The organism is Sorangium sp. So ce590 (assembly GCF_051521365.1).
In the GTDB taxonomy this organism is placed as follows: Bacteria; Myxococcota_A; Polyangia; order Polyangiales; family Polyangiaceae; genus Sorangium.
The window spans coordinates 3523823-3546614 of sequence record NZ_CP150346.1; the positions used below are offsets into that span (position 1 = coordinate 3523823).

Genomic DNA, 22792 nt, shown 5'->3' on the forward strand with positions numbered 1-22792 from the left:
GGGTCGTCGGCTTTGGGTACTCGGGATCATGGGGGTGGTGCTTGCGGTGACTCTCGGGTTCGCGCTCCGTGCGGCGCCGAAGGAGCGCGCGGCGACGTACACCGAGCTGCTCCAGATCGCGCAGGCGGGGCAGGCGACCGCGGTCGAGGTGAGCGGCGATCGCTTCTTCGTGAGCCAGGCGGGCGGCGTGATGGTGACCGCCGTCGTCGACGAGCCGACGCTCCGGCAGGAGCTGGTCTCGCGGTTCGTGGGCGCCGGCGCCTCGGTCGACTTCGCCTCCCGGGAGGAGCCGTCGCGCGCCGCGTCCGCCGTGCTGCCGGTGGTCGTCCTCGCCGCGGTCGGGTTCGCGCTCTTCATGGTGAGCCGGCGCCGCAGCCCGAAGGTCTTCTCCGACGTGAAGGCCGGGGTCGTGCGGTCGCCCGTGCGGTTCGCCGACGTCGCCGGGATGCACGAGGTCAAGCAGGAGCTCGCCGAGACGGTCGAGTTCCTGAAGAGCCCCGATCGCTTCGCGCGCCTCGGCGGCCGGCCGCCGCGCGGCGTGCTGCTCACGGGCGAGCCGGGGACCGGCAAGACGCTGCTGGCGCGCGCCGTCGCGTGCGAGGCGGACGTGCGGTTCCTCTCGGCGTCCGGATCGAGCTTCCAGGAGATGTTCGTCGGCGTCGGCGCCTCCCGCGTTCGCGCGCTCTTCGCCGAGGCGCGCAAGGCCGCCCCGTGCATCGTCTTCATCGACGAGATCGACGCCGTGGGGCGGGCGCGCGCCAAGGGGCAAGGCGACTCCGCCTCCGCGGAGCATGACCAGACGCTGAACCAGCTGCTCGTCGAGATGGACGGGTTCGACCACGCGACCGGCATCGTGGTGATCGCGTCGACCAACCGCGTCGACATGCTCGATCCCGCGCTGCTCCGGCCGGGGCGCTTCGATCGCAAGGTCACCGTGCCGCTGCCCGACGTGCGCGGCCGCGAGGAGATCCTCAACGTCCACGCCGGTCCGATCCCGCTCGAGGGGGAGGTCGATCTCGGCACCATCGCCCGCAGCACGCCGGGCTTCTCGGGCGCCGACCTGGCCAACCTCCTGAACGAGGCGGCCATCCTCGCGGCCCGCGAGGGCGCCGACGCGGTGGACCCGACGCACATCGACCGCGCGCGCGACCGCGTGCTCATGGGGCTCGAGCGCAAGGGGGTGCTGGTCGACGAGGAGGAGCGCTACGCGACCGCCGTGCACGAGGCCGGGCACGTCGCGGTCGGGCTGCTCGCGCCGAGCTGCGATCCGGTGCACAAGGTGTCGATCCTGCCGCGGGGCCGCGCGCTCGGCGTGACCCAGGCGCTGCCCGAGAAGGATCGGCTGATGTACCGGAGGGAGTACCTCGAGGATCAGATCTGCATGCTGATGGGCGGCCGCGCCGCCGAGATGGTCATCCTGGGCACGATGACGGCCGGCGCCTCGGACGACATCCAGCGCGCCGCGACGATCGCCTGGAAGATGGTCGCGGAGCTCGGCATGAGCCACCTCGGCCCCATCTGCGTCGGTGACGGGCACCCCGCGCGGAGCCCGGCCCTGCTCGACCGCGTCGACGAGACGGCGCGCGCGCTCACGGACGCCCAGCTCGCGCGCGCCGTCGAGATCGTGAAGTCCCGGCAGCGCGAGATCGACACGCTCGTCAAGGCGCTCCTCGTGAAGGAGACGCTCGGGATGGACGAGATTCAGGCCTGTTTCCCGGCCGATCGACGGCCGCGCGCTGCCCACCAGGCCGCCTGAGGCCGCGCAAGGATCGAGGGCGCCGGGAAGGGAAGCCCCTTTCTGGCGTCCCCGGCGACTCCAGCGATTCCACCTCCGCACGGTCGCTCATCCGCGCTCTGCCGGGCTCCCCTCTCCCCTCCACTCCAGCCCTCTCCCCGCGTCACCGGCGCTCCTGGATCCGTCAGGGAGGCTCCTGGATTGGCGGCTGGCTCACCAGGTGCCCGTTGTCTCGGGCCTTCGGCGCGCAGAAGAGCTCGCCAGGGGGCATATCGCGCCGGATTGAATGCGTCGCGGCGCCTTTGAACCATGGCGCGCTGCATCGTTCATTCCGTCCAGAGAGCGCAAATCTCCCCTTGCGATTGCCGGGCAAGCTGGTGAAGTGGCGCCACTTGCATGCATGGATTCCGTCGCGTTCGTATGTCCTTCGACGGGGCGCTCTCTCCACATTCCGGCTCGGACAGCCCTGCCGCGGGTCGCTCCCCGAGGTCGGCGCCGCCGTCGCGCGCTCTCCCGCCCCGCGCGGGCGTGCGGCGCTGCGGCGCGGAGGCGCGCAGTGCCTGAGCCCCGGATACTGCTCCTGTCCAACAGAGATCCGGAGGAAGCCGTCGACGAGCCGCCACTCGCGCAGCGGGTGGGGAGCGGCCGGCTCCGGCTCGGCCGGGTGGACGGCAGCGCGGCCGTCGCCGAGAGCGTCCTCGCGGCCCTCGCCGCGGCCCCCGGCGTGCGCGTGGCGCACCGGCCGGTGCTCCGGCCGAGCGAGGTGCTCGCGGCCATCGGCGATCATCGCCCCGACGTGATCTTCAACCTGTGCGAGGCGCTCGACGGCGACAGCCGCCACGAGGTCATGTGCGCGTGGCTGCTCGCGGGGCTCGATATCCGCTTCACGGGCAGCGATCACGTCGCGCTCCGGAGCTGCCTTCACAAGGCCGAGGCGAACTGGATCCTCGCGCGCGCCGGCGTGCGCGTGCCCGAGACGGTGCGGGTCGACGGCCCGGATCGCCTCCCGGACGTCGCGTTCCCGGTCATCGTCAAGCCGGAGCGCGAGGACGGCTCGACCGGGATCGATCGGGGCTCGGTCGTCCACGATCGCGCCGCGCTCCGCGACCAGGTCGCCGCGGTCGTCGCGCAGTGCCGCCAGCCGGTCGTGGTGCAGCGCTACGTGCACGGGCGAGAGCTCTCGGTCTCGCTGCTCGGATGGCCGGCGCCGCGCGTGCTGCCGCCCGGCGAGATCATCTTTCAGGGGCTGCCCGATGGGCACCCGCATGTCGTCACATACGAGTCGAAGTGGCGCCCGGAGACGGCCGCGTGGCTCGGTACACCCTCCACGGCGGCGGTGCTGCGGCCGCTCGACCTGCGCCGGGTGGTCGCCATCGGCCGCCGCGCGTTCGAGGTGCTCGGGCTGCGCGACTACGGCCGCGTCGACGTGCGGCTCGACGAGCGCGGCACGCCGTACGTCATCGACGTCAACCCGAACTGCGACCTCTCGCCGGACGCCGGCTTCGCGCGGGCGGCGGCGCGCGCCGGGCTCTCGTACGCCGACGTCGTCTGGGAGATCCTCCGCGCCGCGCTCGCCCGCGGTGCGCGCCAGGGCGATCTGCTGCGCGCGCGGGGCCGCCCTCCGGCGCGCGGCCGCGCCGCCGTGCGCCCCGCCGCCCGCGGCGCCATCGCCGCCGCGCCCGAGGCGCCGTGAGCACGCAGCGCGGGCTCCGCCCCGAAGACCGGCCGCTCATCGCGGAGCTGCTCGACTCGCTCCCGGCGTTCACCGACGACGAGCGCGCGGTGGCGCTGGAGCTCGTCGACGTGGCGCTGGCCCAGCCCTCGTCGGACGGTTACCGGTTCGTGCTGAGCTTCCACGGCGCGCCGCGCGACGGCGGGGCGCCGCGGCTGGCGGGGTATCTCTGCTATGGCCGCACGCCGATGACGCAGTCCACGTACGACCTGTACTGGATCGCGACCTCGCCGGATTTCGCGCGCTCGGGCGTGGCGCGCGGGCTCGTCTCGACCATGGAGAGCGAGATCGCGCGCGAGGGCGGCGGCCTCGTGCGCGTCGAGACGGGCAGCCGGGAGGGGCACGGCGCGGCGGTGCGCTTCTACGACGCGGTGCAGTTCACGCGGGCGGCGGTCATCGCCGACTTCTACGCGCCGGGCGACGATCTCATGATCTACACGAAGCGGGTCGCACAGGTGCGCGCCTCGGCTGCGCCCCCGGCCGTCGAGGGGGCGCGCGCCGCCTGGCCCGGCGCGCGCGGCGAGGCGCCAGCGCGCGGTGAGGCGCTCGCGCCGGGCGAGGCGCCCGCGCCGGGGGAGCCTGCGCTCTACGATGCGGCCTTCAGCTACCGCGACTACGCTGCGGAGCGCGACTTCCTGCTCGCGTGCGCGCGCCGCTTCGGTGCCCGCCCGGTGCAGCGCGTGCTCTCGTGGGCCTGCGGGCCTGCGCGGCACCTGGCGGCGTTCGCGGAGCTCGGCGTCGGCTGCGTCGGCGCGGACGGCTCCGCGGCGATGATCGCCTACGCCGAGCGCGCCGCGTGCGCCCGCGGCGCCGGGGCGGGCATCCGCTTCTGCCGTGCGGAGCTCGACGAGCGCCCCGACGTCGCGCCGGTCGATCTCTCGTTCGTGCCGCTGTCGGCGATCCACCAGCTGGCCACGCCGGCGGCGCTCGAGCGCCACCTCCGCCTCGCGGCCTCGCTCCTCTTGCCGGGCGGCGTCCACGTCATCGAGGCGACCCACCCGGTCGATCTCACGCCGTCCGGCGTGAACCGGACCGAGTGGACCGAGCTGCGCGGCGAACAGTCGATCGACGCGCGGTTCCGCATCCACATCGAGAAGGCGACGCCCGATCGCGTGGTGCCCGTGAGCCTCGAGGTCGTGTGCTCGGCCCGGCGCAACGGCGGCGCGCCGCGGGAGCTCTCGTCGTTCCGGCAGGTGGCGACCTGGCACATCCCGGACCTCGCCGGCTGGCGGCGCGTCGCGGAGCGGGTGCCGGAGCTCTCCCTGGTCGCGACGCTCGGCGACTTCAACGTCGACGTGCCGTTCGAGCGCGCCGCGGCGTGGCGGCTGATCCTGGTGCTGAAGCGCCTCTGAGCGCGCGCGGGCGCTCGGAGGCGCGCCGGTCAGTTCAGGTCCCAGAAGTACTTGCCCCCGCTCGGCGGCGGCTCGTCTGCGCCACCGTCGGGGCCTCCGCCGTCTTCGGAGCGGGTCAACTGGAGCACTTCTTCGAGCGAGCTCGCCTCGTCGCGCCAGTACGCCTCCGTGCCGAAGTGCGGGAAAGTCCTCGGGAAGATGGGGTCGTGCCACCGCCGCGCGATCCAGGCGGCGTAGTGGATCATGCGGAGGCCCCGGAGCGGCTCGATCAGCCCGAGGGTCGACCGGTCGAAGCGGCGGAGCTCCTCGTAGCCCTCGATGAAGAGCTCGCGCTGCTGGCGAGCGGCCGCGTCGCGGCCGGGGAGGACGAGCCAGAGGTCCTGCACGGCGGGGCCGACGACCATGTCGTCGAAGTCGAGCACGCGGAGCGCGCCGTCGCGGAGGAGCAGGTTGCCCGGGTGCAGATCGCCGTGGATGCGGTGCACGTCGACGCCGCGCAGGCGCTGCTCGGCCGCGTCGGCGACGGCGCGCGCGGCCGCGAGGTACCGCTGCGCGACGGCGGCGGGGAGGACCTTGCGCTCGGCGAGCCAGCCGAGGTCCTCGCGCGCGTACGTGTCGGCGGAGAGCCGGATGCGGTGCTCGGCGGTCCGCTGCGCGCCCACGTTGTGGATGCGGGCGGCGAGCCTGCCGAGGCGCACGAACAGCTCGTCTCCGAGCTCGTCGGGGGCGCGGCCGCCCATGCGCTCGAAGAGGCAGTACTCGATGTGGTCGATCTGGTGGAGCGTCTCGCCGTCGGGGAAGAGGCGCGTCGGGCACACGGGGATCTCGGCGTCCGCGAGCTCCGCGAGGAACCGGTGCTCTTCCAGGATCTGCTCGCGCGTCCAGCGCCCTGGTCGGTAGAACTTCGCGATGATGCGGGTGCGGTCCTCGAGCTCGACCTCGTAGACGCGGTTCTCGAACGAGTTCAGCGGATAGCAGACGCGGTTGCAGAGGACGCCTGCGGCCTCGACGGCCTCGATCACCTTGTGCGGGGTCAGCGAGAGGAAGAGGTCGGTCGGGGTGGTGGAGCTCATGGTCGGGGAGTCGAGGTGGGGGGAAGACCGAGGTGGAGGGGGAAGACCGAGGTGGAGGGGCTGATCTGGAGGAGGAGTTGAGCACCAACCGGCGGTGGTGGTGGCCGGATTTGAACATGCAGGCGGGAAGCCGGGAAGAAAAGATCAAGGATCTCCCTGCCTTCTCGCCTTCATGGGATTCACTCCGGGGCAAATCCGAGCGCCCCGGTGGCGCCGAGCGAGCGGGCGCGCGGGCGCCGTGTCCGGCGGGGTCGTGATACGCTAGCCTGAGGACCTCATGATGGAAGAGACGCAGCTTTCCTTTCCTCACCTCGAGATCAGCAAGCTCGAGGCGATGGTCGAGATCATGTTCCTCGCCGCGTACGCTGACGGATCCATCAACGAGGCTGAGCGCGCCGAGCTCACGGCGCACGCGGCGGCGATGAGCGCGGGCCGCCTCGGGGCGGATGTCGTCGAGTCGCTCATCGCCGTCACCGAGCGCTCGGTGCGCGAGGAGGGCAGGCACGGTCGCTTCTCGGCCCTCCGCGAGCGCCTGCCCGACGTGCGGATGCGCGAGGCCGCGATCGAGCTGGCGGTCCGGCTGATCGCCGCCGACGGCGTGATCCACGAGAGCGAGCACGCGCTGCTCGTCGAGGCGGCCAGGGAGCTCGAGGTCCCGATCGCGTTCAAGGGGCGCGTCCTGTCAGGCGCGCCCCGCTGAGCCGTACGAGGCGCGCGGGAGGCGCGATGGGCGCGAGGATCGGGCGCAGCTCGGCCTCGTGCCGCTCGGGACAGGCAACGACCTGGCCCGCACGCTCGCGATCCCGTTGAGGGGCAGAGGGCTGACACCCGACGCCGATATGCTCGCCGCCCCGAGGCGCCGTGCGCAGGGAATGCGTTGCGCGACAACCCTTGCGCCGGCGGCTCGGTCGCGCGCTGTCCCGGACCGCTGGAGCCGGCGGCGCGCCGCTGGTCTGAGGCGACCTGACGGCGAAGGGCGCTGGATCTGAGGCCTCGGCCCCGCACCGCGGCGCCGAGCGGGCGCGAACGAGGCGCAGTTGCGGCGTTTTTTGTCGGCCTGTTCCTTGCAGTACCCGTGGGCAAGGCAAGGTCATGGACACCCGACGAACTGACAGCTCCACGACGCCACATGGCGCATCGATGGAACCCGCGTCGAATCGATCCCGTCCCCCGAGCGGGGGCAGAGCTTCTTCTCCGCGCGCGTACCGCTCGCCGCGGTCTCCGCGCTGGCCTTCGCCGCACCGCTCTCCGTTCGAGCCTGTCGACATCCGGACGCCGGGCAGGCTGTCGCGGCCGTCCGGCTCGGTATGGCGCCCTGGTGGGGATGTCGTGCCGCTGGACCCGGCGAGCGACGCCCCGGCCGCCCCGGCGAGCGTGTCGCCCGCCACGCTGCGGGCCGGGCTTGCCGGCATGTCGCCTGTTGCCGCCCTGTCGGTTCCGCCGAGCGATGCGCCGGCCGTCGCGCTGCGGCGCTACGCCCCAGGCGACGTCCTGGCGGCGCGCTATCGCCTCACGGAGATGCTCGGGGAGGGCAGCATGGGCGCCGTGTGGAAGGCCCGGAATCTCGCCCTGAACCTCGATGTCGCGCTGAAGCTCATCCGTCGTGACTGCGCGGTGCCGGAGGCTGCCTCGCGGCTGCTCAAGGAGGCCCAGGCGACGGCGCGGGTGTCCCACCGCGCTGCGGTGCGGGTGTTCGATCTCAGCTTCACGGAGGAGGGGGAGCCGTTCGTGGTGATGGAGCTCCTCCAGGGCCGGTCGCTGGCCCAGGCGCTGGCCGAGTCGGGCGCGATGTCGCCCATCTCCGGGGTCCAGCTGCTCCTGCCGGTGATCGGGGCGCTCAGCGCCGCGCACGGCGCCGGGGTCGTGCACCGGGACGTGAAGCCGGCGAACATCGTGCTCGTGCGCGACGGCCGCCGGATCGTCCCCAAGCTGATCGACTTCGGCATCGCCTTCACGGCGACCCGCGCGCTCGACGACGGGCCGAGGGAGGCGCTGGTCGGGAGCCCTGCCTACATGGCGCCCGAGCAGGTTCGCGGCGGGCCGGAGTCGGACGCGCGCTCTGACGTGTGGAGCGTCTGCGTGGTGCTCTACGAGCTCGTGAGCGGCCGGCGCCCGTTCGGCGGGCCGGAGAGCATCTCCATCGTGCACGACGTGCTGCGCGTCGATCCGCAGCGCCCGGAGGTGCTCGAGCCGCACCCGCGGCTCTGGGAGATCATCGAGCGGGGGCTGGCCAAGGCGCCCGACGGGCGCTTTCCCACGATGGCGGCGCTGGGGCGCGCGCTGGCCCAGTGGGCGATCGCGAGCGGGGTCGCCCACGATGTGACGGGGGCGTCGCTCGTCGACTACTGGCTGCCTCCCTCGTAGTCCAGCGCCGCGGCGCCGATGCTGTTCCAGGGGCGCCGAGGAGAAGAGCTCCTCGGTGCCTTGTTTTTTCCCCGGCTCAGTACTGTACGTCGCAGCCCTTCGAGTCGGCGAAGGCCTTCATCGTCTCGAGCTCGGTCGTTGTCGCGTCGCCGTAGGCCCAGCTGATCGCGCCGGCGTATCCCTGGCTGTACCAGCTCTCCAGGAGGATCGACAAGGTGGCGGTGGCCAGGCCGGCGATGGGGAAATCGGCCATGACAACCGGCTTGTCGGTGATGCCGTAGTCCGCGGGCGACTGGTTGTAAGGCCAGTAGCGGTTGACCCGGTCGTTCATGTGAAATGTGTAGAAATCGAGGTCGGCGGTCGTCCAGGCGCGCGCCCACTTCATCGAGGCCGAGCCGATCGTGATGAGCGCTTTGCTCTCCGCGCGCAGCACCCCGATCGTGTCGCGGAGGAAGGTCTCCATCGGCTCGTGCGCGATCGGCTCCACCTGGGGGTCCGGGGCGTAGTCGGGGTCGCCGTACGGGCTCGATCCGGTCATGGCCAGCTCGGGCTCGTTGATCACGTCCCAGGCGACCATCCGGTGCCGGTAAGGGCTCTGCTCGACCGCCTGGGCGAGCGGCTTGACGACGTTCTCCAGGAGCGCCGCGCGCCTCTCGGCGTCCGTCACGAGGGAGGCCAGGCCGACGGTCTTCACGTCGGCGTCGACCCGGGTCGCGTGGAAGTTGTCGAACGAAAAGAGACAGAACATGAGGTGGACGTCCGCCTGCTCGGCGAGCTCGAGCGCCTTCTCGACGTCGCTCCGCGTCGTCCCGCCGAGGCCGATGGGGTTGTCGTTCGCGTCGAACACGACGCTCTCGCCCCGGAGCTCCGGCAGCATCCACCACCGCACGACGCTGGCCCCGTGAGCGCGGATGCCAGCGAGGTTCTTCGCATGCGTCTCCGCCTCGGCCGCGACGCCGCGCTTGTCCCACGCGGCGATGCCGCCGAAGTCGCCGGCGAAGTTGTGCCACGCGTAGTTCATTCCGAACATGAAGCGGGTCTCGCAGCCGATCTTGATTCCACCCTTCTCCGCAGGGCACTCGTCGACACACTCCATGACGCCGACCTGGCCGCCCTGGCCGCCCTGGCCGCCCTGCCCGCCGCCCTGGCCGCCCTGGCCGCCCTCGGCGGAGACGCTCCCCCCGCCGCCGTCCTTGCCCGCCGCCACGCCGTCAGGCGATCTGGCACCCGAGCAGGCGGCGAGGACCAGCGCGGCTGCTGTGATGAGAGCGCGGTGACCGAGTGGACAAGGATGGGTGCGCATAAGGATAACGGAGCGATGGTACGCGCGCCGGTCCACGAGCGCCATCCGATTCACTGCCAAGCTGGCCGAGAGCAACCTTTCGTGACGCCGCGTGAACGGCGGGCAATTCCTCGCGCAACAGAGGTTGTCTGCCCCACGCGCGGCGCGCGTCGTCTGTGGGGTGGAGTGGGAGCACGCCCCGCCGGGCGCGCGGGCGGGGCCCTCGTCGCGGGAGGGGGCGAGCGGGCCGCGTCGGCGGCGCGGCGCGGCGCGCCGCCGGCCGGGTCCCCCTTGAAACCTGCTTCCCCGGCCGGCTATTGGAGGGGCTCGGGCGCCGCTCAGGCCCCGAACGCCCCGCTTGCGGGAGGAGAACCACCGATCATGAAAGCGCGCGCAGCCGTGGCCCACAAGGCCGGCGAGAAGCTCACGGTCGAGGACGTCCAGGTGGAGGGCCCTCGCGAAGGCGAGGTCCTCATCGAGATCAAGGCCACAGGCGTCTGTCACACCGACGCTTACACCCTCTCGGGCAAGGATCCGGAGGGCCTCTTCCCCGCGATCCTCGGCCACGAGGGCGCCGGCGTCGTCGTCGACGTCGGCCCGTCCGTGAAGAGCCTCAAGAAAGGCGATCACGTGATCCCTCTCTACACGCCCGAGTGCCGCCAGTGCTCTTATTGCACCAGCGGAAAAACCAACCTCTGCCAGGCCATCCGCGCGACCCAGGGCCGAGGGCTCATGCCGGACGGAACGAGCCGCTTCTCGATCGGCAACGAGCGGATTCACCATTACATGGGCACGTCGACCTTCTCGAGCTTCACCGTCCTGCCCGAGATCGCCGTCGCCAAGATCCGCGAGGACGCGCCGTTCGACAAGGTCTGTTACATCGGTTGCGGCGTGACGACGGGCATCGGCGCCGTCATCAACACCGCGCAGGTGCGGCCCGGCGACAACGTGGTGGTCTTCGGCCTCGGCGGCATCGGGCTGAACGTGATCCAGGGCGCCAGGATGGCCGGCGCCGACCTCATCGTCGGCGTCGACATCAACCCGAAGCGCCGCGAGCTGGCCGAAAAATACGGCATGACCCACTTCGTCAACCCGAACGAGGTGGCGGGGGATCTCGTGCCTTACCTCGTCGACCTGACCCGGGGCGGCGCCGATTTCAGCTTCGAATGCATCGGCAACGTCAAGGTGATGCGCCAGGCGCTCGAGTGCTGCCACAAGGGCTGGGGAACGAGCATCATCGTCGGCGTCGCCGGGGCCGGCGAGGAGATCTCCACGCGCCCCTTCCAGCTCGTCACCGGGCGCGTCTGGAAGGGCACCGCGTTCGGCGGCGCCAGGGGGCGCACCGACGTCCCCCGGATCGTCGACTGGTACATGGAGGGCAAGATCAAGATCGACGAGCTCATCACCCACACGATGCCGCTCGACGACATCAACCGCTCCCTCGACCTCATGCACTCGGGCGAGTCGATCCGCAGCGTCGTGCTCTTTTCCTGAAGCGCCTCTCCGTCTCTCATCTCCCTTCCGCTCTCCTCCCTCCATCGCGAGCGCTCTCCCGTCCCGCGCGAGGAGGGAGGGCGGTCAGTCGCCGTCGCACGTGGCGCTCGGCGCCGCCGGCTGCGCGTGACCGCCGGGGCGGACGCGCGCGAGCGATGGCGCCCTGCGGGTCAGGGGCGCGGCGCGGGCGCGCGGCGACCGGCCACGTCCGGCCAAGCTGCCTTGGGGGGACGATGTCGGTTCTCTGCCGGCGGCGACTGGTGCTGCAAAAATGCTGACCCCTGTGACATCATCCGCCGCCATGGTCCATGTCACTTCCCTTGCGGGGCTGCCCGCCAACGCCCTCGTCGAGTCGACCGCGGCGACCGCGGGCTGCGATGCTGTCGTCCTCGTCGCGCCGTCGCCGATCGCGAAGCACGCGGGGGGGCTCGGGCCCGCCCTCGGCGCGGTGGTCGAGGCGGCCGCGCGCGTCGACGGCGCGCTGGAGGGCAAGTGTGCGCCGATCGTCCTGCCGGCGCCCGGGGTGCCCGGCGGGCGCCTGGTGCTCGCGCCGACAGGGGCGCTCTCGGAGGACGTCGACGACGTCCGCTCCGTCGCCGAGGCGGCGGCGGCCGGCTTCGCGCGGGCGGTGGACGCGGGGGCGAGCCGGCCGCTGCTCGTCGTGCGCGCGCCGGCCGCGCCGCGGTTCGCGCGGGCGATCGAGGTGGGCGCCCTCGCCGCGCTCGGGAGCCAGTGGACCCCGCTGGAGGCGCGGGAGGCGGAGATGGCCCCGCGCTCGGCCGAGTCGCTCGCGGTGCTCGGGCTGCCCGAGGCGCGCGCCCGCGAGATCGCGGCCATCGAGGTCGGCCGCGCGCTCTGCCGCGACATCACCGGCACCGAGCCGGAGCGGATGGCGCCCCGCCGCGTCGCCGAGATGTGCGAGGCGGCGTTCGCCAGGACGGGCGTGCTCGTCAAGATCGAGCGCAACGTCGACGACTACCCCCTCATCAGCGCGGTCTCGCGGGCGTCGCGGGTCGTCGAGCGGCACCGGCCGTGCGTCGTGCGGCTCGACTACCGGCCTCGCGGGGAGATCCGGCGCACCGTGCTGCTCGCGGGCAAGGGCGTCACCTACGACACCGGCGGCGTCGACCTGAAGACCGACGGGCACATGGCCGGGATGTCCCGCGACAAGGGCGGCGCCGGCGCGGTCGCCGGGCTCGTGCGGGCGGCCGCGGCGCTCGGCCTGGAGGGCGTGCGCATCGTCGGGCTGCTCGGGCTCGTGCGCAACAGCATCGGCGAGGAGTCCTACGTCAGCGACGAGATCATCCGCAGCCGCGCCGGCGTGCGCGTGCGGATCGGCAACACCGACGCCGAGGGGCGCCTCATCCTGGCCGACCTCCTCGCGCTCGCGCGGGAGCTCGCCATGAGCGGCGCCGCCGACCCGATCTTGTTCTCTGTCGCGACGCTGACGGGGCACGTCTACCGCGCCCACGGGCCCTACACCGGCGCGATCTGCAACTCCGCGGCGCGGACCGAGCTCGACCGGCTCGACGTCCTCGCGGAGCGCTGGGGCGAGCCGATGGAGCGCGTGCGGCCGCGGCGCGAGGACTACGCGTTCGTCGCGCCTCGGTCGAGCGCCGAGGACGTTGTCTCGTCGAACCGCCTCGCCTCGGTGAACACGCCGCGCGGGCATCAGTTCCCCTTCGCGTTCCTCGACATCGCCTCGGGGCTCAAGGGGGGGACGCTCCCGTTCATCCACCTCGACATCGGCGGCGTCGGAGTCGAGTCCGCCGACTGGCAGTTCGGCCGCCCCACCGGCATCCCGATCCCCTCCCTAACCTCCTACCTCTCTGGTGAAGCTTAGGGGCTCACCCGCTTCGGATACGGGCCCATCTCGACGTTTTCGGTGCTCGGCGTACAGGAGTACGCCTCCGCGCCGAAAACGCCGATCTGGGCCCGTCTCCTGTGCGGGTGAGCCCCGGCAACGGTTGGGGGGGATGGATTGAGAGAGGGGGAGGAGAGGGGGAGGAGAGGGAGAGGAGAGGGAGAGGAGAGGGAGAGGAGAGGGGGAGGAGAGGGGGGCTTCGGGATTTTGGGGGCGGGGGGCAGGGGGCGCTGATTTTGGGGCGGGGGCGGCGCTCGATGGGGGGGATCCGTTCGGGGTGGCGGGGGCGGGGCCTGGGCGCGGATGTGCGGAGCGGTGTCAGGGGCGGGGGGGCGGCGGCGGGCACGTCGCTGGCAAGCTCGGCGGGTATGGGGAGAACTCGCTCGACCAAGACCGTCCATCGCGCCCTGAGACGGACCGCGCTCGCCGGAGGACTCGCTCTCGCGACGGCGGCGTGCGGGGGCGGTGAACGGGGAAACAACCTGGATTCACCGCGCCTGCCAGTGGCGCAGCGCGATAGCGGCGATGTGCTCCTGGCCGCCGCAGGGGACGACGGGAGGAGCGAACGCGCGCAGCCGGCGCCCGACACGGCAGGGATCGCGAGCTCGGCGATCCCGATCGGAAACACCGGGTTCTCGCGCGGTAGAGCGACGGCGGTCGTCAAGGCGCCGGTGGAGCGCGTGCGCGCCACGGTGCTCTCGTTCGAGCGCTATCCGGAGTTCATGCCGCACTACAAGAAGTGCCGCTTGCTTGGGCGCACGCCCGCTGGCGGATGGGATATCTACATGGAAGTCTCGGCGCTGCAGGGCGCTGTCACGATGTGGGCGCGCATCGAGATCCAGAAGCCGGTCGTCGTGGACGGGATCGAGACCTACTCGTCCCGCTTCGCCTCCGGCAACGTGAAAGATCTGCAAGCCACCTGGCGGCTGGAGAAGATCGACGCCCAGACGACACGCCTGTCCCTCGATGTCTTCCTCCGGCCGAAGCTGCCGCTGCCGAAGAGCCTCCTCAACGCGGAGAACCTGGACGGCTCGGCGCGCGCCGTCGCGGCCATCCGGGCGCGCGTCGAGCAGGCACCGGACGGAAACCGCTGACGCGCGCCGGAGCGAGGCAGAGCGGCAGCGCGCGCTCCGGGGCCCCCGGCCGAGCGCTGCTCCGGGCGGCGCCGGCGCTGTCCTCAGGGCAGCCGGATGCTGAGGTTGTCCATCGGCCCCGAAGGGCCGTCGGGGGGAGGGGAGCCGAGCGTCCATTGGCGGACCGGCGTCCCGGGGGGCAGACCGACGTAGTTGTGGCGATGACAGGACCCGTTCAGGTGCGCCCGGTTGCCCGTGAAGGCGCTCAGCCCGGCGGGGTCCTCGTTCTGGATGCCGTAGAGCGTGTTCCTCGACAGCGTGTTTCCCTCGACAAGCGCGCGCGCGCAGGCCCGCAGCCAGATCCCTTTGCCATCGTTGTTCGCGGACTGGCACCCGACGATCCGCGCGTCCTTCTGGCGATCGAGCAGGAACCCGGCCCCCTTCTGCGGGTCGCCGCGCGACGGACCGGCGTCGACCGGCGGGGCCGGCGGCTGCACGAACAGGGGGGTGCGGTGGACCGTGTTGCCGTCGGCGATGCAGTCGACGAACGCGTTGTCCTCCCCTCCCACGAGGCCGCCCTCCGGGGCCGCGAGCGGCGCCGACGCGATGAACCCGGCCGCGAGCCCGTCATTCTCGGCGGCTCCGCTCGCGTTTCTGTTGCCCACAGCCACGCAGCGCCGGAGCACCACCTGGCGGGTCGAGTGGAGCGCGAAGCCGGCGGCGGGCGCGTTCGCGCCCACGCTGTGGTTGCCCATCGCGCGGCAGCTATCGAGCAGCCCGCGGTACACCGCCCTGCCGATGCGGAAGCCGAGCGCGGAGAAATCGCGGACGACATCGGCGGACGCGACCGGGTTCGCGTTGTAATTCCCGTTCGCCTCGCAGTCGACCATCTCCAGGTTGCTCGTGGTCGAGATGTTGAATCCGCACGCCCGGTTGCCGGTGAGCGTGAAGTTCCGGTTCGCCCGGCAGCGCAGGAACTTGTAGTTCTCCCCCCACGCGAAGAAGCCGGCCGGCTCTCCGCCCGACGTGTTGTCGTGCGCCTCGCAGTCCTCCACGAGCACGTTCCGGCAGATGACGAAGTCGGCGCCGACGACGTTGAACTGCACGCCGCTCGGCTGAGCGCTTGTGTTCGCCGTGTGGTTGAACACGCACCGCTTGACCTCCACGTTGTCGCAGAACAGGACGAGCGCGCCGAGCGTCACGACGAAGTCGAGCCGGCTCGCGTTCTCCGAGCACACGCAATCGAGCATCCGGATGTCGGACGCAAAGGCGATGTTGCCGTCCGCGTCCTGGGCGCCCATCACGAAGATCCCGCCGTTCCGGCACAGGAAGCTCGTGTCGAACACCCCGTCGCCGCCGCACCGCCTGACCGACAGATCGCGCAGATCCACCTGGCTGCACGCCTTGACGGCGATCCCCACCCCCTGGATCCCGAGCACGCTGCCGTTCTTGATGACGAGCCGCCGCCGCCCCTCGGCGTAGACGCCCACGTTCCCGGAGACGACCTCGCCCCGGCACGGCCTCGCGCTCGGGCCTCGGGCGAGGGCGGGCACCGGAGGGGCGAGCTGCCGCAGCGTCCTCCCGCACAGGTCCAGCGTGACGTCGTCGCTCGCGATCGTGATCGCCCGCGCGTCCTCGCCCGCTGCTACCCAGTCGACGTCCTCCGCCAGCGCGTACTGGCCGGGCGCCGTGATGACGAAGGGGACACGGTGGCTCGGGTCCGGTCCGCCGTTGATGTCCTGCGCCGTGATCGGCGTCTTGCGGCAGCACGCGTCGCCGTGGGGGAGCTCGCTCATGGTCCTTCGCCGCGAGTCTACGCTAGTCCGCGCCGCGCCGCGCCGCGCCGGGCCCGGCGCGCCTCACTGGATCGGCGCCGCGCGCAGCGACTCGGCGAGCTTCGCGTAGAGCGAGCTCCGCGGGTCGTCGCGCCGGTACACGAGCCGGAAGTGATCGCGCGCGAGCGCCGCCGACGGGAGGAGCCGCTTCAGCTTGCCGCCGCGGAGCTCGGCGGCGACCATGTGGAGCGGCAGCACCGCCACGCCCTCGCCGGCGAGCACCAGCGCCTTCATGGCGGCGCCGAGCCCCACCCAGCGATGGCGCGCGAACGCGAAGCGGCCCACGCCGCCCATCTGGTCCGCGAGGTACCGGAAGAGCGGCATCGTCGCGTCGATGTCGAGCAGGCAGTGCCGCGACGCGTGCTCCGGGCGGGAGAACGCCTCGCGCCGCAGCAGCCTGGGCGCGGCCACGAACGCGTAGCGCTCCTCGTGCAGCGTCTCCGCCGCGAGGCTCGCCGCGCTCCAGCGGGCGCTCGTGACCACGCAATCGACGCTGCGGTCGTGCAGGCGCCTCAGCAGATCCTCGGAGGCGCCGAAGTAGAGGTGGAGTACCACCTCCGGACGCCGCCGCGTCAGCGGGCCGAGCTGGGGGACGAGCCACGACATCCCGAGCTCGAAGCGCGTGCCGAGCGTCAGCTCGACCGGGGTGGGCGCGGGGCTCATCACGCTGCGGAGGCAGTCCTCGGCGAGCGCCAGGCACTGGCGGGCGCGCGGCAGCAAGGCGAGCCCGACCGGCGTCAGGTGCACCCGGCGGGTTGTCCGCTCGAACAGCGGCGCGCCCACCTGCTCCTCGATCTGCCGGATGCGCTGGCCGAACGCCGCGGGGCTGAGCGCGACGGCGCGCGCCGCGGTCCGGAAGTTCAGCGTCCTCGCTGCAGCCTCGAAGCAGGCGAGGTTCTCCAGCGACGGGAGCAGCATGGCCGCAGTGTATCGTCCACCGCAACAATCCCGTCCGTGAAAACTCCGTTTGCGCTACGCGGGGGCGCTGCAGGCCGTGCGTGCGCGCGGGAGATGGCCCGGGGCGCTACCGGGGATCCTCGACCGGCGCGGTCCCGACCGCGACGGTGCCGCCGTTCGCGACCCACTTGAAGCCGTCGACGAGCGCGGTCGAGTCGAGCGCGTCGTCGCCGGTGTCGAAGATCATGAACCGCAGCTTGAGCTCTTCGCCGCCGGTGACCGGGGCCTGCGTGCGCAGCCAGCGGGTCGCGCCGGCGTCGTCCCACAGCCCGAAGCCGGTGCCCTCGAGCTCGTCCGGCCCGAGGTCGCACCCCTCGCAGACATCGAAGAAGCCGATGTTGACGCTGACGGGTTTGCCCAGGCTATCGAACGAGAGATTGCCGTTGAGCGACCCGGGCGGGGCCGGCGTCGCCAGCGCGAGGAACTGATCGTTGAAATGGTAGCAGATGAACTCCGGGTACTCGAAGGTGTAGAACTTGAACGCGAACTCGTAGCCGGTCGCGTTCGTCGGCGTGCGGATGACGAGCTCCAGGCCGATGTCGTCGTTGATCGTCGACGAAGGAGGGCAATCCGGGTTGTCCTGCGGGAAGCCGGGCGGCGCCTCTCCCGGCCCATAGTTCGTGCAGCTCGACGTGTTGCACGCGCCTGGCCAGTGGGCGATCCGGGCGCGACCCGTGGACAGGACAAGCATGCGGGTCCCGCCCTGCGCGTGCACGTTGGGGCCGAACGAATCGAGCACGCCCACAGCGGGCGTGGGCTCCGCGGGCGAGCCGTCGCCGCGCACGTACTCCGCGCTCAGCACGCCCCACTTCCTGTCGCCGGGCGACGCCTTGGCGCAGAGGTCGACGGCGTGGGCCCCATGAATGGCGTCGAAGTCGGCGGGAGCGATGTTCCTGTCGCACGTCGGCAGCACGTTATCGATCTCGCCGTCGCAGTCCTCGTCGGCCGGCTCGGGCACGACACCGGCGTCGTCTGGCTCCGTGATCGCGACCTCGATGGCGCCCGGATTGACGTTCGTGTCGCCGTCGTTGCAGTCGCCCTCCTCCACGGTGAAGCCGTCACCATCCTTGTCGGGCTCATCGAACTCGTCGACCGGCGCGCCGCCCTTGCCGAAATCGTCCCCGGAGCTCGTCGATGCGGGGCTCCCGCCGGCGCCGGTCTCCGCCGTCGTGGCGCGGGTCGCGCCCCCGCCGCCGTCCGCGCCGGGCGCCGGCGGGCTGGGCGATACAGCGGAGCACCCGCCCGAAATCCAGAGCGCCGCCCCGACGCTCGCACAGAGACCCAAGTAGATGAAGCGCCGGCCTCTCATGGTGCATCGACCTCGACGATTGCTCGCGACCGCCGGCGAGCCCTCTTGTCCGCGGCGGCCAATCGCACATGCAATCACATCATGGCCGGGGCTCTTTGTCTGCTGTCCCCTGCTGCGGTGGCACAGGCTCGTCGTCGGGTGGTCGCGCTCCCTGTCGCAGGAGCCGCGCGGCCCACGCCGAGAGCGCCAGCAGCCCGAGGGCCAGCGCGGCCCCGATCGGCGCGCGGTGTCGCTCGGTGAACGGGAGATCGCGCGCGAGCCGGGCGGCGCCGAAGCTTGGGTTGGCCTGCGCGGCGCCGAGCCGCGCCGCCGCGGGCGGATGCTCGCGCTCGACGCTGTCGAGGACGTCGGCCAGGTCGTAGCGAGGGCGCTGGCCGAGGGGGTCGCCGAGGTAGAGCCGGTGCGGGCCCGGCTGGCCGGCGCGGAACACGATCTCGCGCGCCCGCACCTCGCCCTGCACGCCCGAGAGGGAGAGGGGCGCCGAGTCGCCATCGTGGATCGTGAGGCGGAGAAAGCGCTTGCGGGTGGGGCTCAACGGGACCCGCGTCGACGCGAGCGCCGGCCCGGATTCGCCGAGTGGACGGACTCGATGGATCCGGCCGCTTCCCACGGAGGGCCAGACCGCGCGGTAGGTGGTCGAGGCCACGTCGACCCGGCGGCTGAACTCCGGTGTGGCGACGTCGAGGAGGACGGCCTGCAGCGGCGCGCCGTCGGCGCCGGCGTCGAGCGTGACAAGGGTCGCCTGCGCGTCGCTGTCCCGCTGCGTCTCGATGATCGCGAGCGGCAGCAGCGCGGCCTTCTGGGCGGCGGCCGGCGGCTCGCACGCGACGGTGCCGCCCGTGATCCGGACGTCCGCGGCCGCGCCGCGCGCCGGGGCGCCGTCGGGGACGAGGCGGATCCGCACGAGGGCGGCGCGCGAGAGGGGATAGGCGACCGAGAGGTGCTCGACGGCCTCCGAGCCCTGGGGGATCCGGTACACGTGGGCGCCGCGCGCCACCTCGCTGAGCGACCGCGGGTCTGCGCCTGTGTCGACGCGCGCCTCGCGGAGGAAGCTGCTGCCGAGGACGCTCAGCTCGATCCGGCAGTGGCGCGTGCCGGGCGCGTCGAGGGCCCAGGTCGCGTGCGCGACGCCGGCGGCGTCGACCCCCGGATCGAGCATCGTTGCGGCGATCCGCCCGGAGGAGGGCGCGGCGCCGGCCTCGCGCAGCACGTACGGCACCTCGGCGCCGTCGGGGCCGGCGATGCGGACGTCGGCGAGCAGCTCCTCGGCGCGGCTCTCGCGGTAGAGGTCGAGATCGACGTCGATGCGGTGGTCGCCGGCCGCGTCCACGCCGTCGAGGGGCCGGACGAGCGCGTGCTTCTCTGTCGGCAGCGCCGCGCCGGTCTGCGCCTCGGAGGGCCGCGCGAGGCCGGTCGCCGCGAGCAGCGCGAGCAGCCCGGCCGCGCCGCTCGGCCCGACGCGCAGGAGCGTCACGAGGCGCCGGCCGAACCGCGCGTAGAGGAAGCCGCCGCCGACGAGCAGCGCGCCGACGCCTGTGAAGAGCGCGATCTGGTAGATGCGCTCGACGTGCCAGACGTCCCAGGCCACGAGCTTCGCGATCGTGACGGCGAACAGCGAGAGCCCGGCGTAGCGATGGAAGGCGTCGCGCGCCGCGAACCCCGCCGTGAGCAGCGCGATGGCCGCGAGCGCCAGCACGAGCGTGGTCGCCATCGCGAGGCTCCCCTGCTGGTCCTCGAGGGCGGCGCGGTGCTGCACGGCGAGCTCGGTGAACTCGGCTGCGTCGAGCGGGGCAGGGGGCGCGGGGGGCAGCGCGGTGACCGCGCTCCGCACCTCGATGACCACGGTCGCGAGGAGCAGGGCATACCCTGCGCCGACCGCCGCGAGCCCTGAGGCGCGCAGCTCGGCGCTCACGGGGCCGACGGCGCTCGCAGGGCGCGCTGCTCCGGCGCGCGACAGCAGCCGGCCCGCGGCGAGCAGGGCCGCGCTCAAGCCCACGAACGCGTAGGCCCTCGCGTTGAGCAGGACGGGGACGGCCATCGCCCCGTCGCGGCCGTGCGTCTCGAACCAGGTCGTCACGAGCGCCTCGGCCTCGACAGAATCGACGCCAATCGCCCGCGCGAAGGCGGCGAGGAAGAGCAGCAGGGTGACGGCGAGCCAGGCGCGCTCGCCGGTGCGCGCCGCGATCGCGGCCGCCACCGCCGCGAGGATGCCCCAGACCACGGTGACCGTGGCCCCGCCGAGCCCGAACGCGACGGCCGCGGCGAAGAGGGCGAGCGCCTGCCCGAGGAGCAGGGCGACGCGATCGGCGGCCGGAGGCGCGGCGGGGGCGCGGGCCGCGCCGGCGCGCAGGAGCGCCACGCCGAGCGCGAGATCCAGGGCGCCGGCGGCAGCGGTGAGCAGCGCGCGGAGCGTCGGCGCCTCCTCGGACGTCGCGCCCAGCGCCGCCGCGACGAACCCGAGCGTCGCCACGCTCGCGGCGAGCGCGCCGTACCAGGGGAGCGTCGGCGCGCCGGGCGCGCGCGGGCGCCACGCGGAGGCGCCCACGGCGCCGAGGAACACGAGCGTGACGAGCGACGATGCGCCGAGGAAGCCCGCGTCGACGGCCGCCGCCGCGGCCGCGTCGTCCCGCGCGAGCGCGCCTGGAGCCGCCGCCGCGATCGCGCCCGCCGAGACGACCGCCGCGACGAGGAGCAGCCCAGGGAGCTCGGCCCGCGCGGCCATCCACGCGGCGACGGCGGCGGCGCCCGCGATCGCGAGCGCGAAGAGCGTCGCCTCGGTCTCGAGCAGCAGCATGCCCGCGGTGCAGGCGAAGAGCGCCGCGCCGGCGGAGCACGCGACGGCGATCCTCCGCTCGAGGCGACCTGCGAGCCCGGCGCCGCGGAGCCAGCCCGCGAGGTAGACGGCGGTCCAGACCGCGACAAGCGCGGCGAGCGCCGTCCGGTGCGTCGCCGGCGCGTCGGCGAACGTCCCGGCGAAGGCGAGGAAGGCGGAGCCCATCGGCGCCAGCAGCCAGCCGCGCTCGCCGAGCGCGCGCAGCGCGACGGTCGCCGCGATCGCGAGCGCGACGGCGGCGGCGGCGAGCGCGCGCGGGGCGTCGAAGAGCAGCGCGCCCGCGCCTGCGTGGGCGAGCACGAGCGCGGCGACCGCGAACGCGGTGGCGTCCGCGGACGCCGCTCCGGGGAGGCGGCCGGCCGGCGCGGGGCCCCTCGGGGCCGCGCCGGCGCCGGCGCTCGGGGCGGGTGCGGCGCCGGCGGCGGCGCTCCGCGCGAGCGCGCGGCGCACCCACAGCGCGCGCAGGATGCCCTGCAACGCCGCGAGCACGACGAACGCGAGCGGCGCGGCGCGGGCGGCGAGCGGGAGGTAGGGCCCCGCGAGCGCCTCGGCCGGCTGGTCGAGCCAGGGCGCCGCGGTCGGGTCTCCCGGGAGGGCGCTCGCGTCGAAGTGCCGATCGTACCAGCCCCAGAACAGCGCCGTGTGGCCTGCGAGCGCGAGCCAGGGGGCGACGCGGAAGCCGAGCTTCGCTGCCACCGCGTGGACGACGCTCGTCACGAGCAGGAGGTAGCCGAACAGGGCGAGCGGTCGGTCCTGCCCGGTCGACAGCACGACGGGGTTGAGGAAGCCGGCGACGAGGGAGAGGATCAGGATCGCCTCGCCGCGGTGGCGGAGCGCGAGCGCGGCGCCGAGCAGGAGGAGCACCGCATCCGCCGCGAAGGCGGTGCGGATCGGGATGAGCTCGTACAGCACCGCGCTCGCCCACACCGACGCGATCAGGACCGCGAGCCCGAGGCCGATGAGCGCGTGGACGAAGCGGCGCTGCGCTCGCCCGCGGAGCACCTCGGCCGCCGCGAGGAGCGCGGCGCCGGTCGCGGCGCCGATCGCGACGCGCCCGAAGGGCCCGATCCAGGCGTTGTCCGAGGCGTACTTGAAGAAGAAGAGCGCGCCGAGCAGGAAGGTGGCCGCGCCTGCGCGGGTGAGCCAGGTGAGGCCGAGCCGCTCCTCGATGGTGGGGGTCTCCTGGGCTCCGTGGCGCGCGGCTGAGCCGGCGCCAGCGGCGCTCTCGCCGAGCGTCGCTGCGGGGCGAGGCACCCGGGGGGCGGCGGTGTCCGGGAACGCGATCACGGGCGCCGCGCCGGCGGCCCCCTCGTCGACCGCGGGCGCCGCGCCGGCGGCCCCCTCGTCGACCGCGGGCAGCGCGCCCGCGGTCCCGGCGGCGGACGCGGATGGCGCGACCGCCGGGGTCGTGAGGGCGTCCTGGGCAGTCTGCTCCGGCTCCAGGGGTTGCGCGCTGCGTGGGCGCTGCGCCGCTGGAGTCAGCTCGGCGCGGGCGCGCTGCCCGGAGAGCTCGGCCAGCCGGTGCTCGAGCGCGTGGATCCGCAGCAGCAAGTCCTCGTTGCGCCGGTTGGCCCGGACGGCGAACACGAAGGCCACCACGGGGGCAACCAGGAGATAGCCGGCGAGCGCGAGCCCGAAAAAGACGACAATTCCTGCCCCCATCCAGGCTTCGTAGCATGGGGCGCGTGCCGCAGGCGCCGCCCGTCCGTGCGATCACGCCTGCGCTGTTCATGCGGTTCCTGCCGACAGCCCATCGCTCCTGCGAGGACCTTTCGGCTCGCGCTGGGACTGGAGTAAGGTGCACCCCCATGAGGAACACACGCCTGCCTGATCGCCCGGCGCCAGGCGCCTGCTATCTTCCCTGTGTTCCCGGACGGCGGCGTTGCTCG

14 protein-coding genes and 1 pseudogene are annotated in these 22792 nt (G+C 73.2%); 9 read left to right on the plus strand and 6 right to left on the minus strand.

Features of this window, described 5'->3' with window-relative positions; translation table 11 throughout:
* Positions 1 to 28 precede the first annotated feature (28 nt).
* From ftsH to WMF28_RS13425, 3 genes are all read left to right on the plus strand, one after another.
* The gene (gene ftsH / locus WMF28_RS13415; protein ID WP_437602587.1) at positions 29 to 1756 is read left to right on the plus strand and encodes an ATP-dependent zinc metalloprotease FtsH; all 1728 of its coding nucleotides are present in this window, start codon (positions 29 to 31) and stop codon (positions 1754 to 1756) included.
* 535 nt (positions 1757 to 2291) lie between these two features.
* Positions 2292 to 3428 (plus strand): D-alanine--D-alanine ligase family protein, encoded by a 1137-nt coding sequence (locus tag WMF28_RS13420; protein WP_437602588.1) that lies wholly within the window; start codon positions 2292 to 2294, stop codon positions 3426 to 3428.
* Positions 3425 to 4819, plus strand: coding sequence for a GNAT family N-acetyltransferase (locus WMF28_RS13425; protein WP_437602589.1), 1395 nt, complete (start codon positions 3425 to 3427; stop codon positions 4817 to 4819). The genes WMF28_RS13420 and WMF28_RS13425 overlap by 4 nt, the downstream gene beginning before the upstream one ends.
* Before the next feature lie 29 nt (positions 4820 to 4848).
* Here WMF28_RS13425 and WMF28_RS13430 read toward each other — a convergent pair whose 3' ends face one another.
* Entirely contained in the window at positions 4849 to 5892 is a 1044-nt protein-coding gene (locus WMF28_RS13430; RefSeq protein WP_437602590.1) for a serine/threonine protein kinase, read from the minus strand.
* A gap of 277 nt (positions 5893 to 6169) precedes the next feature.
* On the opposite strand from WMF28_RS13430, the gene WMF28_RS13435 reads away from it, so the two are divergent.
* The 3 genes and pseudogenes from WMF28_RS13435 to WMF28_RS13445 all read left to right on the plus strand — a co-directional run bounded on the left by WMF28_RS13435 (position 6170) and on the right by WMF28_RS13445 (position 8256).
* A complete protein-coding gene (locus tag WMF28_RS13435) occupies positions 6170 to 6592 on the plus strand; it encodes a tellurite resistance TerB family protein (RefSeq protein ID WP_437602591.1) in 423 nt (140 codons plus the stop codon).
* Between the two features lie 43 nt (positions 6593 to 6635).
* Positions 6636 to 6881: pseudogene (locus WMF28_RS13440) on the plus strand (hypothetical protein); the annotation flags it as partial.
* A 340-nt stretch (positions 6882 to 7221) separates the two neighbouring features.
* Positions 7222 to 8256: a serine/threonine-protein kinase gene (locus WMF28_RS13445; protein ID WP_437602592.1), complete on the plus strand. Its 1035-nt coding sequence runs from the start codon at positions 7222 to 7224 to the stop codon at positions 8254 to 8256.
* A gap of 76 nt (positions 8257 to 8332) precedes the next feature.
* Here the strand turns inward: WMF28_RS13445 and WMF28_RS13450 are convergent, their stop codons facing one another.
* Positions 8333 to 9463 (minus strand): hypothetical protein, encoded by a 1131-nt coding sequence (locus WMF28_RS13450; protein ID WP_437602593.1) that lies wholly within the window; start codon positions 9461 to 9463, stop codon positions 8333 to 8335.
* A gap of 456 nt (positions 9464 to 9919) precedes the next feature.
* Here WMF28_RS13450 and WMF28_RS13455 point away from each other — a divergent pair, with 456 nt between their 5' ends.
* From WMF28_RS13455 to WMF28_RS13465, 3 genes are all read left to right on the plus strand, one after another.
* Entirely contained in the window at positions 9920 to 11032 is a 1113-nt protein-coding gene (locus tag WMF28_RS13455) for an S-(hydroxymethyl)glutathione dehydrogenase/class III alcohol dehydrogenase (RefSeq protein ID WP_437602594.1), read from the plus strand.
* 301 nt (positions 11033 to 11333) lie between these two features.
* Positions 11334 to 12875 carry an aminopeptidase gene (locus WMF28_RS13460; protein ID WP_437602595.1) on the plus strand — a complete coding sequence of 514 codons (1542 nt, stop codon included), beginning with the start codon at positions 11334 to 11336 and terminating at the stop codon, positions 12873 to 12875.
* A gap of 524 nt (positions 12876 to 13399) precedes the next feature.
* Positions 13400 to 13990, plus strand: coding sequence for a type II toxin-antitoxin system RatA family toxin (locus WMF28_RS13465; RefSeq protein ID WP_437602596.1), 591 nt, complete (start codon positions 13400 to 13402; stop codon positions 13988 to 13990).
* A gap of 83 nt (positions 13991 to 14073) precedes the next feature.
* On the opposite strand, the gene WMF28_RS13470 is transcribed toward WMF28_RS13465, so the two are convergent.
* From WMF28_RS13470 to WMF28_RS13485, 4 genes are all read right to left on the minus strand, one after another.
* A complete protein-coding gene (locus WMF28_RS13470; protein WP_437602597.1) occupies positions 14074 to 15765 on the minus strand; it encodes a right-handed parallel beta-helix repeat-containing protein in 1692 nt (563 codons plus the stop codon).
* A 63-nt stretch (positions 15766 to 15828) separates the two neighbouring features.
* Positions 15829 to 16722 carry a LysR family transcriptional regulator gene (locus WMF28_RS13475; protein WP_437602598.1) on the minus strand — a complete coding sequence of 298 codons (894 nt, stop codon included), beginning with the start codon at positions 16720 to 16722 and terminating at the stop codon, positions 15829 to 15831.
* 106 nt (positions 16723 to 16828) lie between these two features.
* On the minus strand, positions 16829 to 18070 hold the full coding sequence (locus tag WMF28_RS13480) for a choice-of-anchor L domain-containing protein (protein WP_437602599.1): 1242 nt from the start codon (positions 18068 to 18070) through the stop codon (positions 16829 to 16831).
* A 79-nt stretch (positions 18071 to 18149) separates the two neighbouring features.
* Positions 18150 to 22565, minus strand: coding sequence for a DUF2339 domain-containing protein (locus tag WMF28_RS13485; protein WP_437602600.1), 4416 nt, complete (start codon positions 22563 to 22565; stop codon positions 18150 to 18152).
* Between the last annotated feature and the right edge of the window lie 227 nt (positions 22566 to 22792).

Excerpts from the sequence above, each read along its gene's own strand:
- WMF28_RS13430 (WP_437602590.1), bottom strand. The coding sequence starts at position 5,892 with ATGAGCTCCACCACCCCGACCGACCTCTTCCTCTCGCTGACCCCGCAC.
- ftsH (WP_437602587.1), top strand. The coding sequence starts at position 29 with ATGGGGGTGGTGCTTGCGGTGACTCTCGGGTTCGCGCTCCGTGCGGCG.
- WMF28_RS13485 (WP_437602600.1), bottom strand. The coding sequence starts at position 22,565 with ATGGGGGCAGGAATTGTCGTCTTTTTCGGGCTCGCGCTCGCCGGCTAT.
- WMF28_RS13435 (WP_437602591.1), top strand. The coding sequence starts at position 6,170 with ATGATGGAAGAGACGCAGCTTTCCTTTCCTCACCTCGAGATCAGCAAG.
- WMF28_RS13475 (WP_437602598.1), bottom strand. The coding sequence starts at position 16,722 with ATGCTGCTCCCGTCGCTGGAGAACCTCGCCTGCTTCGAGGCTGCAGCG.
- WMF28_RS13460 (WP_437602595.1), top strand. The coding sequence starts at position 11,334 with ATGGTCCATGTCACTTCCCTTGCGGGGCTGCCCGCCAACGCCCTCGTC.
- WMF28_RS13470 (WP_437602597.1), bottom strand. The coding sequence starts at position 15,765 with ATGAGCGAGCTCCCCCACGGCGACGCGTGCTGCCGCAAGACGCCGATC.
- WMF28_RS13455 (WP_437602594.1), top strand. The coding sequence starts at position 9,920 with ATGAAAGCGCGCGCAGCCGTGGCCCACAAGGCCGGCGAGAAGCTCACG.
- WMF28_RS13480 (WP_437602599.1), bottom strand. The coding sequence starts at position 18,070 with ATGAGAGGCCGGCGCTTCATCTACTTGGGTCTCTGTGCGAGCGTCGGG.